Source organism: Riemerella anatipestifer ATCC 11845 = DSM 15868, assembly GCF_000252855.1.
GTDB lineage: Bacteria > Bacteroidota > Bacteroidia > Flavobacteriales > Weeksellaceae > Riemerella > Riemerella anatipestifera.
In genome coordinates this window covers 1-14,182 of sequence record NC_017045.1, presented here as the reverse complement: position 1 = coordinate 14,182, position 14,182 = coordinate 1, and the positions used below count along the sequence as shown (strand labels likewise).

Annotated in this window: 16 protein-coding genes and 1 pseudogene; all 17 read right to left on the bottom strand. The window is 34.4% G+C overall.

Annotation, left to right across the window (positions count from 1 at the left end):
- Window positions 1–43: 43 nt before the first annotated feature.
- The gene (locus RA0C_RS00090) at window positions 44–943 is read right to left on the bottom strand and encodes a DNA-methyltransferase (RefSeq protein ID WP_004920747.1); all 900 of its coding nucleotides are present in this window, start codon (window positions 941–943) and stop codon (window positions 44–46) included.
- Window positions 944–1,783 (bottom strand): type II restriction endonuclease, encoded by an 840-nt coding sequence (locus RA0C_RS00085; RefSeq protein WP_004920743.1) that lies wholly within the window; start codon window positions 1,781–1,783, stop codon window positions 944–946.
- The gene (locus RA0C_RS00080; RefSeq protein WP_004920740.1) at window positions 1,767–2,693 is read right to left on the bottom strand and encodes a DNA adenine methylase; all 927 of its coding nucleotides are present in this window, start codon (window positions 2,691–2,693) and stop codon (window positions 1,767–1,769) included. The genes RA0C_RS00085 and RA0C_RS00080 overlap by 17 nt, the downstream gene beginning before the upstream one ends.
- Window positions 2,694–3,122: 429 nt before the next feature.
- Window positions 3,123–3,500 (bottom strand): hypothetical protein, encoded by a 378-nt coding sequence (locus tag RA0C_RS00075; protein ID WP_013447213.1) that lies wholly within the window; start codon window positions 3,498–3,500, stop codon window positions 3,123–3,125.
- Between the two features lie 284 nt (window positions 3,501–3,784).
- Window positions 3,785–3,961, bottom strand: coding sequence for a hypothetical protein (locus tag RA0C_RS10400; protein ID WP_004920732.1), 177 nt, complete (start codon window positions 3,959–3,961; stop codon window positions 3,785–3,787).
- Window positions 3,962–4,321: 360 nt separating this feature from the next.
- Window positions 4,322–4,771 (bottom strand): GyrI-like domain-containing protein, encoded by a 450-nt coding sequence (locus tag RA0C_RS00070; RefSeq protein WP_013447212.1) that lies wholly within the window; start codon window positions 4,769–4,771, stop codon window positions 4,322–4,324.
- Window positions 4,772–5,212: 441 nt separating this feature from the next.
- The gene (locus RA0C_RS00060) at window positions 5,213–5,590 is read right to left on the bottom strand and encodes a hypothetical protein (RefSeq protein ID WP_013447211.1); all 378 of its coding nucleotides are present in this window, start codon (window positions 5,588–5,590) and stop codon (window positions 5,213–5,215) included.
- A gap of 224 nt (window positions 5,591–5,814) precedes the next feature.
- Window positions 5,815–6,360 carry a hypothetical protein gene (locus tag RA0C_RS00055; protein WP_004917632.1) on the bottom strand — a complete coding sequence of 182 codons (546 nt, stop codon included), beginning with the start codon at window positions 6,358–6,360 and terminating at the stop codon, window positions 5,815–5,817.
- Between the two features lie 214 nt (window positions 6,361–6,574).
- The gene (locus tag RA0C_RS00050; protein ID WP_004917629.1) at window positions 6,575–7,129 is read right to left on the bottom strand and encodes a DUF6985 domain-containing protein; all 555 of its coding nucleotides are present in this window, start codon (window positions 7,127–7,129) and stop codon (window positions 6,575–6,577) included.
- A 167-nt stretch (window positions 7,130–7,296) separates the two neighbouring features.
- Window positions 7,297–7,929 carry a DUF4240 domain-containing protein gene (locus RA0C_RS00045; protein WP_013447210.1) on the bottom strand — a complete coding sequence of 211 codons (633 nt, stop codon included), beginning with the start codon at window positions 7,927–7,929 and terminating at the stop codon, window positions 7,297–7,299.
- 222 nt (window positions 7,930–8,151) lie between these two features.
- On the bottom strand, window positions 8,152–8,478 hold the full coding sequence (locus RA0C_RS00040) for a helix-turn-helix domain-containing protein (RefSeq protein ID WP_004917623.1): 327 nt from the start codon (window positions 8,476–8,478) through the stop codon (window positions 8,152–8,154).
- Window position 8,479: 1 nt separating this feature from the next.
- Window positions 8,480–8,824, bottom strand: a complete 345-nt coding sequence (locus RA0C_RS00035) for a type II toxin-antitoxin system RelE/ParE family toxin (RefSeq protein ID WP_004917621.1) — start codon at window positions 8,822–8,824, stop codon at window positions 8,480–8,482.
- A 306-nt stretch (window positions 8,825–9,130) separates the two neighbouring features.
- Window positions 9,131–10,165, bottom strand: coding sequence for a RelA/SpoT domain-containing protein (locus RA0C_RS00030; RefSeq protein WP_013447209.1), 1,035 nt, complete (start codon window positions 10,163–10,165; stop codon window positions 9,131–9,133).
- A 180-nt stretch (window positions 10,166–10,345) separates the two neighbouring features.
- On the bottom strand, window positions 10,346–11,143 hold the full coding sequence (locus tag RA0C_RS00025) for a cation diffusion facilitator family transporter (protein WP_004918542.1): 798 nt from the start codon (window positions 11,141–11,143) through the stop codon (window positions 10,346–10,348).
- Window positions 11,144–11,326: 183 nt separating this feature from the next.
- Complete coding sequence (locus RA0C_RS00015) at window positions 11,327–11,632, bottom strand: helix-turn-helix domain-containing protein (RefSeq protein WP_004917541.1); 306 nt, start codon at window positions 11,630–11,632, stop codon at window positions 11,327–11,329.
- On the bottom strand, window positions 11,613–11,954 hold the full coding sequence (locus RA0C_RS00010; protein WP_013447208.1) for a type II toxin-antitoxin system RelE/ParE family toxin: 342 nt from the start codon (window positions 11,952–11,954) through the stop codon (window positions 11,613–11,615). Before RA0C_RS00010 ends, RA0C_RS00015 begins: the two co-directional genes overlap by 20 nt.
- Before the next feature lie 347 nt (window positions 11,955–12,301).
- Window positions 12,302–14,182: pseudogene (locus RA0C_RS00005) on the bottom strand (multicopper oxidase domain-containing protein); the annotation flags it as partial.

The following is a 14,182-nucleotide window of genomic DNA, read 5'->3' as shown; positions in this document are numbered from 1 at the left end:
GCTTTTATATTAGGACTTAACCCGCCATTTTGCCAATACGATGTTAGCCGATCGCCCTTTTGTTTTCGAGTTTTAATTCATTTTTATATTCTGTTCTTGGTTCTTCGACAAGAAATAATTCAAGTTCTTTTTCGTCGTTGAAACCTCCCATTTTTTGTCGGTATGTTACAGATATTTTTGGATTTTCAATTTCCAATTTTCTGTTCTTGCTGATTGTCAAAAATTCTTCTTCTTGGTCAATTCCTAAAAATCGTCTGTTAGCTAAATTTGCGGCAATTCCTGTCGTTGAGCTTCCTGCAAGTGGGTCTAAAATCCAAGCGTTTGGTTTTGTCGAAGCCAAAATAAGTCTTGTCAAAACTGATAAAGGTTTTTGTGTTGGATGTTTTCCACACGATTTTTCCCAAGGTGCAATTGCTGGTAACTTCCAAACGTCTTTCATTTGTCTATTGCCATTTAGTTGCTTCATTAACTTGTAGTTGAAATAATGGGGGACTTTTTCAGTTTTTCTTGCCCAAATGATTTGTTCGGTTGAATAAGTAAAGTATCTGCACGAAAAATTTGGTGGTGGATTTGTCTTTTCCCAAGTTACAATGTTTAAAATTTTAAAGCCTAACTCTGTCAAGATTTGCCCGACTGAAAAAATATTGTGCATTGTTCCACTAATCCAAATTGTAGCATCACCTTTCATCTTTTCGCGAACCAATGAAAGCCACTTTCTGTTAAAGTCGTTGATAAATTCAAAACCTTCAGATTTATCCCATTTCCCTTTGTTTACACTTACAATTTTTCCGTTTTGGATTGAAAGCCCATTGTTAGATAAAAAGTAAGGAGGGTCGGCAAAAACCATATCAAACTTATGTTCAAATTTTGGCAAAAGTTCCATTGTATCTCCGTGAAGAAGATAAAAGTTTTTGTCATCAGATTTGAAATAAGGTACTATCATTTAAAATTCTATTACAGTTTCTTCTTGTATTTTCTTGATAAAATCCTCAAGTGTTATCAAATTGTACAAACTTGGAATTATGTTATATGCTTCTTCTAATTTGTTTTTTGCAGAAAACCAACCTTGTCCATCAGTTATCCAAACAAATTCGTAACCTTCATATAGGTTAATTTTAGGAGCAACATCAGAATAAGATCTTGCTGTTTCATTTAATTTTGAACCTCCACTATTGTAATAATTAGTTTCAATTAAATAAGTTTTCTTTTTGGTTTTAATGACAAAATCAAAACGTTTTACATCTGCACCTAAACTTATGATTTCTGGAAAGATTGTATTATTTACTTCCTTTTTGTAGAAAACTCCTGCTTTGTCAAAAATGAGTGAAACAGCTTTTGACATATTGTCACCCCCTCTGTTTTTTCGTGCATTTGTATCTAAACCAACCTCTATTCCAAAAACATAGTCAACTAAATTAGTAACATCTTTGTTTCTAAAAACTTCTGCCAATCCCGTTTCTTCAATGTATTCCAAAATCAGTTCAGGCGAGGTGAAATAAGTGTCTAACAATACTATTTCGCCTTTGTTGTTGAATGTTTTAGCGTTTTTGTTTTTGCGAATAGCAATCAAGATGTCCAATACTTCAAAAACTTTTGAATTTTCTTCATAAAGTTCTATTACCGCTTCTTTCAAATTTTCTTTGCCAATTAAATAATTCAATTGGTTAAGTTTGATTGCAATTTTGTTTACATTGTTCCTTATTTTCTTAAAATCTGCGAAATAATCAAGCGTTGCGTTAGTTTCTGAAAGTTGCGATAAAAAGATTTTAAATTGCTCTGACATATTCTTCGTTGTTTACTTGATTTGTAATTAATAACTCTGTTAGTTTTCCTCTTTTTTCTGGATTTGCATTTATACTTCTTCTTGCATCAACTCTTTGAATGTTGAAATCAGAATATAAATCGTCAAAGAAATTATCATTTTCATCTTTTCCTTTCACATCAGAATTACTTAAAATCCATATATGATTTAAAATATCAAGTTTGTTGCAGAAATCTCTTAATCTGATTTGTTCGCTGTCGTTAAATTCATCTTTTGCATAAGAGTTGAAACTCGATGTTTCGCTTAATGGTTTGTATGGTGGATCAAAATAGAAAAGCGTATTTTGCTCTGCAAAATCAAGCGTTTGCTCAAAATCGCCACACAAAATTTCTACTTTTTGCAATGCGTTGCTAACTGCTAAAATATTTTCTTTGTCGCAAATAGTTGGTTTTTTATAACCTCCCATCGGAACATTATATTCATTTTTTCTATTCACTCGATACAAACCATTAAAACAAGTACGATTGAGAAAAATAAACAGGGCGGCTTGTCCGCTTTGTTCTTCTTTTCTTGAATTGTATAATTCTCTTTTCTGGTAGTAATAGAGTTTCTTCTTTTCTTCGTTTCCTTCCAGAGCGTGAAATTCATTTTGCATTATTTGCAAAATTGAAATCAACTCTTTTGGTCTGTCCGCAATGGTTTTGTAAGTGTTAATTAAATCTTCGTTGATGTCGTTAATTACAGCTTTTTTTAGGTTTGCAAAGTTGTTGAGTACCCAAAAAAGTACTGCCCCACTACCCACAAATGGCTCAATATATGTGAAATTCTTCTGCGTTATGTTTGTTGGTAGAGTTCGTTCAATATCAGAAATGAGTTGTGTTTTTCCACCTGCCCATTTCAAAAACGGTTTTGCTATTTTATATTTAGTCATTTCATTTTTATTCAAAATACGTTCCAAATATACAATTTTAATTTTTGTTTGAAGTTACTCCAAAGCTGAAATTTGTCGGAATGTCGATTTTTGCACGATCGCTCGTGGGGTGTCGGCTAACGGTCCGGGTATTGCCGAAGGCGGGACTTATTAGCACCTAACTTCAACTAAAATACCACTCTTCAAAGATAAACAAAATTTTCTAAAAAAACAATTAACCCCGCTTGCGGCAATACCTTGTTGTAACCAGTTTTATTTCTTTATTTCTTTATCTTTATACTTAACCCTAAATCCGATTGTTCAGACAATTTAACCATTGTAACATTTTGATTTTTAATACTTAATGCAATAATTAGGTTATTCTGCACTGTGTTGTAAAAATATGAAAATCAATAACTTATATGATTCAAACAGAAAAATTTGACAGAGTTAGGGTTTAACGGTATTATGTCCTCCCACTCCTGATACTTCTATCCATTTAGTAATTCGGTAATCAAAATGGTTAAATTTCCGTTCTGTTTTCTTCACTAATTCAGGTAAATCTATTATCAATTCTCGTTTAGTTCGAGGAGGTAACCAGCGGTCTAATTCATAGGTTTCTTGAAATAATAATTCGTTTTCTCGTGAATAAAACATAAATTCGACCTCTATTCCTTTGTAAACAATAAATTCAGAGATATTCCACAAAGAGCCTTCTATTCGATATTTCCGAAAGTATTTCCAAAACAACCACTTAGAACGTGGGTGCATTAGTAACACAAAATCAGCTTTTAAATCTTCATTTATTTTTTCCGTTATTTTTCCCACAAGGTTTTCCTAAATTGATTACAACGGTCGGGGTATTGCCGAAGGCGGGGCTTCTCAGCACCTAACTTCAACTAAAATACCATACTTCAAAGATAAACAAAAGTTTCTAAAATGCAAATATCCCCCGCTTGCGGCAATACCTTGTTACCAGCTGTACTATTTTTTTCAGCGTGGTGTCTTTTCCGCATAGTTTTCAGTCCGCACATTTTTCACGTTTTCAGCGTTCAAGTCCACAATTTGACCGTTTAGTTTTTCAGCCTTTAGTCAGTTCCACAGTTTTTTAGTTATTCTTTTTCTGTTTTCAGTTCCGAAATCCATTCGTTTTTCCGCTTTTCGTCAGTTTGAGTTCCTTTCCTTTGGGATTTTTCCTCTTTTTTAGGTTTTAAAAGTCCAACATTCTGTCGAGCGTTAAAAGTTATCAGCTGTACTCTCCAACATTTTTTAGGAGTCGGCTCATTCAAAAATATGCTTTTAAGTCGTCCGTTGTAGAAAATGAATTTAGACCCCCTAACACGCACTGCTCGGCTGGGTCTAAGTTCAGTTTCTTATTATTCACAATTTAGAGCGTTTTTTAATCGTTTCAAGTCCTTAGCGAAATGTTTGGAGTGTATAGCTGGTAACGGTCAGGGTATTGCCGAAGGGCGGGTTTGAATTGGACGATAAGTTCAATTCAGCACAACCGAAGCGGATGCTTTTTCCGTATTGCTAATTTAAGAAAAAAGTAATACGGAAAAGCAGGAGCGACTAAATATTACCAAATTTTCAACCCTGCACTTAACCCCGCCTTTTGCAAATACTATGTTAGCGGCAGGTGTTTTTCCTTATTTTGTTGCGATATAAATCTCCACTTCCGAATCTTGACCTTTTTGGCTGTTTTCCCCATATACTTCAAAGTCATACGTATATTTTCTATTGAGTTCTTCGTCTCTATTCCAAATGTCTATCCAAGTATTGATAACAGCGTTCGGCATTTCGCCTTTTGCTACGAATTTTTGAAAATTCTCGGCTTCAAATTCCCGACCGACTAATCCGTTAGGGATTTCATTTAGTGTTGAAACAGGAACACCTATAATCGTAGTATATTCCTCGGTGTAGTTGCTTTTGTAATCAGTATAAATTGAAAATATTTCATCTGATACTTTATTCGGTATCTTCTCAAAAATGTTTTCCGCATAGAATTGCCCCCAAAGTTTTCCCAAATCTTCCTTTGATTTGTTGTCTTTGTTTGTTGTCCGAGTGGAAATTCCAATTACTTTAAATCCGTTTTTCATTTTATTGTTTTATCAACTGTTGTTATTCTGTATGTGTTAATGCACTGTAATTCGAATGTTTTTTAGAATTTGGGCTTTGTTAATGCTCATATTCAAAAAATTTCTTTTCAGCCGTGCGTTTTGATACGATTGCCGCTAACGGTCAGGGTATTGCCGAAGGCGGGGCTTCTTTGCACTTAACTTCAACTAAAATACCACACCTCAAAGATAAACAAAATTTTCTAAAAAAACAATTACCCCCGCTTGCGGCAATACCTTGTTGTAACCAGTTTTTATTTCTTTATCTTTATACTTAACCCTAAATCCGATTGTTCAGACAGTTTAAACATTGTAACATTTTGATTTTTAATACTTAATGCAATAATTAGGTTATTCTGTGTCGTGTTGTAAAAATATGAAAATCAATTATTTATGAGGTTTAGACACCAGAATTTGATGGAGTTAAGGTTTAACGGTATTATGTCCTCCTACTCCTGATACTTCTATCCACTTAGTAATTCGGTAATCAAAATGGTTAAATTTCCGTTCTGTTTTCTTCACTAATTCAGGTAAATCTATTATCAATTCTCGTTTAGTTCGAGGAGGTAACCAGCGGTCTAATTCATAGGTTTCTTGAAATAATAATTCATTTTCTCGTGAATAAAACATAAATTCAACCTCTATTCCCTTGTAAACAATAAATTCAGAGCTATTCCATAAAGAGCCTTCTATTCGATATTTCCGAAAGTATTTCCAAAACAACCACTTGGAACGTGGGTGCATTAGTAATACAAAATCAGCTTTTAAATCTTCATTTTCTTTTTCCGTTATTTTTCCCACAAGGTTTTCCTAAATTGGTTACAACGGGAAAAGTATTTGCGAAGGGCGGAACTGAAATGAACCTTAAGTTCAATTCAGTCCAACCGTAGCAAATGCTTTTTCAATGAAACTAAATTAATCAAAATAGTTGAATTGAAAAGCATTTTGCGATTGAAATATTACTGAACTTTCTATCATTCCCTCAACTCCGCCTTTTGCAAATACTATGTTGTACGACGTTTTTTTTATTTTTCACAATAAATCCAACCGTTATTCTCAGTTTTTTTCAGTGCTATCTTTTTCGTATTAAAATCTGTTTTGTCCTTTTCTAACACATCATAAAATGGTGTCTTATCTTCTTTTTTATAGGTAACACTTACTTCAGCAATGTTCATTGAAGGAATTTCTTGAATTGAACCAACTTTATCTAACTTATTTGTATATAACTTCACATAATTGACTTTAGTGTTTTCAGATATATCTTTACTTTCAATTACATAAGACTTAGATTTGTCAGTCAAAGCAACTAATTGAAATTTATTTGTAAACCAACCACTTTTTTCTTCCTTACTTTCAATTGTTAACAACCCTTTTTTTTGTAATTCTTGATATTGATTTATATCTTCTTCAGACATATAAGAAACCTTTCCACTTCTAATAACTCCTTTTCCATAAATAGGATCTTTTTCCAAACATTCATTTACAAGACTCTTAACTTTAGATTCAGATAAATTATCTGAACAAGAAATTGTGAGTAAACTTAAAACACTTAGGAATAATGTTTTTTTCATAAATTTTCTTTTTTAATTATAATTAGTTTAGTTTTTTGACAACCTTTTTTAAAATGTCGTACAACGGCTCGGGTATTGCCGAAGGCGGGGATTTTTAGCATAAAAGTTCAATCGAAGAACGAATGTTGAACCTTGCACAAATTTCCAATCGAAGCCGTTCAGCCCCGCTTTTGGCAATACCTTGTTAGCGGTTCGGCTTTCTTGTTCTCAGTCATTAAAATCTTGATAGTAATTCATCTTCCTCGTCTGGTTTGTCGTAAGCATCAGCTTCTGTTAAATGTCCGTCTTGGTCACTAATTCTCGTGAGTTTTTTCCCTTGTCTAAATACTAATTGAAGTCCGTGTTCTTGTTCCCAATCGCACTCACAAGCAATTTGAACATAAATATCTTGCTCCTTGTAAGGTCGTCTTGTTACATAAATTTCTGTCGGCTGTATGAATTTCCAAATTTCGTTCTTGTTTTTTATCTGTCTTAATGGTTCGTCTGCTTCGTCATATTCAACTGCGTCCAAAAAATCCATACAGTTTTTATAAGCCAATTCAGAAATCAAATTTCGGTCGTTTGCGTTTAGCTTCAAAAAATTTGTCAAAGCTTGGTCTGCTTCGTCAATAAATGTCTTGTCGTGTTCGGGTTCAAAATCCATAAAGGTTATCGTCAACTTGTCGTTGTCGAAAAATGGAATTGCTACCTCTTCACTTTTCCACCAATCAGGAAAACTTTCATCTTGTCTAAGTCGTCCAATAATTTTCGATATAATTTCTTTGTTCATTTTGTTCGTGTCCTTTTTTAAGCTGACCGCTAACGGTCGGGGGCTTTGCGTTCGGGCGGGCTTTCGAAGCCAAGATGTTCGGCTAATATACAAATTTTCATAGAAGTACAAAACCTGAATTTTGCACTTTAGCCCGCCTGACGCAAAACCCTTGTTAGCAGAAGTTTTTATTTATTCGTAAATTCTTCGTAAATTTTAGGACATATTTTTTTCATACTTTCAGGATTTTCTTCTTTCCAAGTAAATTCAAATTCAGGATAATTTCCTTCTTTCGTAGTAAAATTATCTTCGTCAATAAAATCATATAAATCTTGTCCTGTTCGTTGTCGGAATGCTTCTAAAGCTACATACCAAAAAAGTTCAAATTCATAAAAACCTTCTTCTCCGAAATCTTTTTGAGAAATTAGAGTATCAGGATTTTCTTTTGCTTTGTAATAAACATCTTTACCTCTCGAAATTACCCAATTTCTAAAATACTCAAATCCGTCATCGGAACTTCCTCCATTCATTAAATAACTAGCACACCACATTTCAGAATTATACGTATCGTAGAGAAGTTTGTCGGTTCTTAAACGAAATCCAATCATTTGCTTAGGGGTTAATTTGCTAATTTCCGAAATTAGAAACTTTTCTTGTTCATCTTGATTTTCTGAATTTTTTAATGAATTATCAATAATTTTCCAGTATAAATCTTCATCCAGCATTTCAGCTGTTTTTTCAATTTTTAAAGAGTTAGAATTAGGTTTTGAAGTTTGTTCCGATTGTTCTTTCTTTCCAAAAAATTTATCAAAAAAAACCATATTATTGCTATTTGAATTATTACAAGATAAAATTGTTAAGTAAAACATTGTTGAGAGGACTGTTTTCATAAAATTTCTGCTAACGGTCAGGGTATTGCCGAAGGCGGGGCTTATTAGCACCTAACTTCAACTAAAATACCATACTTCAAAAGTAAACAAAAGTTTCTAAAAAAGCAATTAACCCCGCTTGCGGCAATACCTTGTTGTGCGTTCGGCTTTGTTTTAGACTAGTTTTATATGTTGTTCTTCAAGTTTCACATTAAAGTTAATTTCGGCTTTCAATGCTTTAAACACTTTAATTATCGTGTCAATTGTCGCACTGTTTGCACTACTTTCTAATTTGGAAATTTGAGATTTTTGAACGCCAACAATTTGTCCTAATTGTTCTTGTGTCAAATTTCGTTCTTGTCGAGCCGTTTTAATCATTTTACCTAAAACATCCATTCGTAGTTCATATTCGTACTCGTCACGTTCTTTTGTTCCAACTTTACCGATATATTTATCTTTCATTTCGGCAAGTGAGTATGATTTAATTTCGTTATTTGCCATTTTATTTGCTATTTTGTTTATTACTAAAATATTTTTCTCTAATTTTGACCGCTTTGTCAATTTCTTTTGTTGGGACTTTGTTAACTTTCTTTATAAACCCGTGCGTTGCAAGTACTAAAGTTTCTTTTCCGTCTGTTTTGTCCCAAAATGCAAGAAGTCGAATTTGAAGTCCTGCATAAAGTGTTCTAAACTCCCAAATGTCATTTTTAAGTTTTTTGAAAAGTCTTGGGTCGTTTGTTTGTTGGGCTAAATCAATGTTATAAAACAGTTTTCTAGCAGTTTTTTCATCAAGTTCAGAAATAAACTTGTCAGCTTCTTCTAAAAATCGTGTTTCAAAAAATTGCATTTAGTTGTTTTATGTAAATTTTCAACAAAGATACAAAAGTTTCCAAATATCACAACTTAATTTTTCAGTTTGTTTTATGCACAATGTTCGAATAAGCTGACGCACAACGGGAAAAGTATTTGCGAAGGGCGGAGCTGAAATGAACTTTAAGTTCAATTCAGTTCAACCGAAGCGGATGCTTTTTCCGTCATGCTAATTTACTCAAAAAAAGTAATACGGAAAAGCAGAAGCGGATAAATATTACTAAATTTTCAACCCTGCACTTAACCCCGCCTTTTGCAAATACTATGTTATGCGACGTTTTTGTTAAACATATTTTTTTTCCTTACAATTTGTATTCATTTTTTCAATTGCTTGGATAAATTCAGAAGTGTCAAGAAAGTAGCTAGGATATGCTTTTTTTAGAGTTTTTAAAGAGGAAGCCGAAACTAATACAACAGCATTTTCGCTCTCTTTAATACTAGTTTCAAGTCTTAAATATTCTTTTGTTGCATATTCAAATTGATTCTTATTGAAGATTTGAATATTTACTGACATTTGGACAAGGTTGATGTTAAGCAAATAGTAATCCCCTGGAAAATTATCTGACTCAATTCTATTTGTAGAAACTCTTATCGCTTTCAATTTTGTTAAAATATTTAATTCATTGCAGTAATTGTAACATTTAATCATCAAATCTTCCATCGATAGATTTTTATGCTCTTCCATAACTGGAAGTTTCTCCTTAATTGCGAATAGCGAACTTACCACTTTAAAAAAGTCTAGCCATTCATCTGGACCTTGATTTGATTTTAAAGATGTTTTAGTTATTATCCCCGCTGTTTCAACAGCGGTTGCCCAATTGTGTTGCAGTTTCGTTCTAATTTGTAATTCAATTTTCAATCCGTCATAATCTTCTTTTGTTGACGAATATTTATAAATGTAATGAATACTTCTATAACCTGTATGTTTGGGCTCATTAACATAATCCACAATTTTTTCAAGTTTATGATTACTTCTTTGATTTTTCAACGCTTCGTTCAATTTTTTCAAGTCTCTAACATCTTTCAAAACAGCACGATAGCCTCCAATATCTTGCATTCCACCTAAGCCCATACTTGGGTTTAGGTCAAGCTTATAAACTATTGATGTTAATCTTTTAAGTCTTTGTGAAATTAATTTTGGTTCAATATTATTTTTTGACAAAAGACGTATTAAACTGTTTTTTAATACAACAAGTGGATGCAAATGAGTTGTTCTCCAACTGTTAATCATACTTAATGCTTCATTAATTTCACTATCTGACTTTGAAGATATAAGTTTTTCTCCTGCTTTAGTTATTTGTTTTCTACTATATCGCATATTTTTCTATAAAATGTCGCATAACGGTTTGCGGCTTGGCGAAGGGCGGGACTTTTAGCACTAAATTTCATACGAAGCACAAATGTTGAACCTTGCACAAATGGCTCTACGAAGCACGAAACCCCGCCTTTTGCCAAACCGCTGTTAGCAGTAGTGGTTCTTCTTTCAGTCTTTCAGTCGTCATTTTGATAGTTTCAAGATTTTAAATGCTCCTTGTCCAACGATGAAAAATACAATTGTCCCAACGATAAGGTCAGGATATTTTGAGTTTGTCAAGTAAACAAGTCCGCCTGCTACAATTACTCCAAGGTTTACAATTACGTCATTAGATGTGAAAATCATACTTGCTTGCATATGTGCTTCTTTGCTTTTACTTTTTTGCAGTAAATACAAACACAGTCCGTTTCCAATAAGAGCAAGAATTGAAATAATTATCATTGTCTGAAATACTGGAATTGTTTCCGTTCCAACAAATCGTCTGATAACTTCTATAAAACCAAAAACCGCAAGTGTCAACTGAAAATAACCTGCCGATTTTGCAATGTTCTTTTTTCGTGTCATTGTCCCACCAACTGCAAAAAGTGCAAGTCCGTAAACAATACTGTCGGCAAGCATATCCAAACTGTCGGCTACAAGTCCCATTGAGTTAGAAATAAAACCTGTCGCAAGTTCAAGTGCAAAAAAGAAAAAGTTGATGGCTAAAACTTGCCAAAGTAATTTTTTTTCTCGGTCTGTGTTGTCGGTTGTTGAAATGTAATTGTCTGCCGAAACGCTGTCAATAAGAGAAGTGTCAAACTTTAAGTTGTCAAGTCGTTGAAAAATTTGGTCGTGATTGTCAGTGTGAAAAACGGTCAGTTGTCTGTTCGGTATATCAAAGTCCAACGAGTTGATGTTTGTCAAGTCGGCAAGTTTCATCCGTATCATTTGTTCTTCGGATGGGCAGTCCATTTTTGATATTTTAAATGTCGTTTTCTGCATTGTCTATTGTTATCGGTTGGGTCGTCCTACCATTACTGCTAACGGTCCGGGTATTGCCGAAGGCGGGGACTTCTCAGCACCCAACTTCAACTGAAATACCACACCTCAAAGGTAAACAAATTTTTCTAAAATGCAAATATCCCCCGCTTGCGGCAATACCTTGTTGGCGGTTCGTTCTTTTTGTTAGAGCTGTAAAGTAAGTTTTAAATGTCCGCCTAATCCCGTTTGAATAATTTTCATCAAAGTTGAAAGTCGAATGTCACTTGCATTATTTTCTATACGTGAAATGTAAGACTTATTTGTTCCGCACTTTTCAGCAAGTTCTTCTTGTGTCATACCAAGTTTGCGTCTTGCTTCCTCCAGCAAAACACCAAGTTGGAAACTTTCAAATTCTTGTTCCCACTGTTCTCTTTCTTTTGCACCTCGTTTTCCGTATTTATTGTCAAGGATTTCGTCAAGCGTTGTAATGTTATTTTCTTTCGTTTTCATATTCTGCTTTTATTTTTATTGCCTTTTCTATTTCATTTTTTGGTGTTTTTTGAGATTTTTTTTGAAAACCATTCCCTAAAACAACTAAATTTCCTTTATCGAAAAAAGCGAAAATTCTAAAAATGTTTCCACCAAGTTCAACCCGAACTTCAAAAAGTCCGTCAGTTCCAGTTATATGGTCAAAATACTTTTTAGGAACTCGGTCAATTGTCCGCAACAAGTTCAAAGTCCATTCAATCTTTCTTTGTACTTCATCTGTTTGGGCTTGGTAGAAGTCCAAAAAGTATTTTTTATATGCAATAACTTGTCTTATAGTTTCCACACCACAAAGTTAACTATTCAGATAACAATATGCAAATTTTTTATTGAAATTTTCTGTTAGGCAGTGACGTTTTTTAGAATGACCGCCAACGGTTTGCGGCTTTGCGTAGTGGCAGACTTAGATGCACTTCACTGTCAGCCTACCAAAATGCTAATTAGATGCACAAAATTACAATTTTGCACTGAACCCGCCATTACGCAAAACCGATGTTGTGCCTTCGTTGTTCTTTTTTGTCCGTTATATAGTCGGTCAATTCTGTTACTGTTGGGAAGCCATACTCTTTGCCAAGTTTTGGTTTGCGTATCGGCTCGTGCGACTTGGCAATGTGTATGGCTTGTGGGTTGGTTTTAATAATTAAATGTCAGTCCTACTCCAAAACCCATATCACTGTCGTAATGCGTTCTGAAACCTAAGTTTTTACTTGCGATATAATTCAGTCCAAGCATATATTCTCTGTCTGTATTTACCATAAATGCAGCTCTAAACCTTTTTGAAAGTGGAATGTCTTCACGTCTTAATTGTACTCTTACGTTTCCATCGTGATAGACTTCTGTTTGTAAAATTATAAGCATTGGCAGAGTATATGCAACCCCTAAACTAAACTGTGTCCGATTGTCTTTGGTATTAGTCTGCCCAAAAAGATTTTTTTCTGGTGTTTCGTGCTTTCTGTATCGCCAATCAAAGCCAATAAAGGGCATTAGCCATTGGTTTCTGCCTATGTATCGCCCTATGTGTGTTTCTGTTTCGTATCCGTGTTTGTCGCTATATCCCAAACGCCATTCAGTGCCAAAACTCCATCGGGTATTTTGTAACATTGTCATACCATCATTTCCATTTGTTGCAAAGTCGTTTTGAAACATAAAATGTAGTTCGTTGCTTTCTCTTTGTAGTTTTTTGTAAGCCCATTTTTTGTCAGGCAACAATGGATTGGGTGCTTGGTTTTCTGTACTAAAAACTCGGTTCATCCCTGCCATCATATGGTAGAGAATATGACAATGAAAAAACCAATCGCCTTCTAAATTGGCTTCAAACTCAATCACATTGGTTTCCATAGGCATTATGTCCAAAACATTTTTAAGCGGTGCATAATCGCCTTGCCCGTTTATAACCCTAAAATCGTGTCCGTGCAAGTGCATCGGGTGTCGCATCATCGAGTTGTTGTAGAGTGTTATTCTTACAATTTCTCCTTTTTTGATTAGAATTTTATCAGTTTCAGCAAGCACTCGGTTGTCCATACTCCACACATAGCGGTTCATATTGCCTGTTAATTCAAACCTTAATTCTCTGATAGGTGCATCTTTTGGCAAAGTGGTTTTGGTAGGTGATTTCAGCATTGCGTAGTTTAAGGTAACAATGTCATTACTGGGCATTGTATGATTGCTATGGTCTGAATGTTCGGATTTTTTGGGTTTATTTTCTCCTGTAATCTCAGGGTACATTACCGTATTCATATCCATTTGTTGCAATGACATATCCATACCCATATCGTTCATTGTGCCATCCATTTTCATCATATCGTTCATCATCTTCATACCTTCAAAGTATTTCAGTTTAGGCAATGGACTTGCCAACTGCTTAATACCTGAACCTATGTAAATAGATGCTGATTTAGTTCGGTCTTCGGGTGTTGCCAAAAATTCATAGGAAGTATTTTCTGCCGGAATGGTAACGATGACATCATAGGTTTCTGAAACTCCTATAATTAGTCTATCCACCACAACAGGCTCAACATCATTGCCATCATTGGCAACGACAGTCATTTTTCCACCTGCATACGTGAGCCAAAAATAGGAAGATGCACCACCGTTTGATATTCGCAACCTTACTTTGTCGCCTGCTTTGAATTGAGCGAGTTGGCTTTCAGATGTTCCGTTAATCAAGAATTTGTCATAATATACATCACTCACGTCCATTGCCAACATTCGTTTCCATTCGTTGGTCAATTTGGTTTTGAAATGTCCTGCTTTTTTGGCTTCTGCATAACTCTGCACAGTGTTTTTTTTAATGGCGAACCAATCATTAGCATTGTGCAACATTCGGTGTACATTATCAGGATTATAGTCTGTCCATTCGCTCAAAATAATAGGCACAGAAGGCAAATCATCAATGCCTTTTCTGAAAGTTGGGTCGTCTGCTCTTTTGAGCAAAACCATTGAGCCATACATTCCGATTTGTTCTTGCAGTCCGCTGTGGCTGTGATACCAATGTGTACCGTTTTGAATAATTGG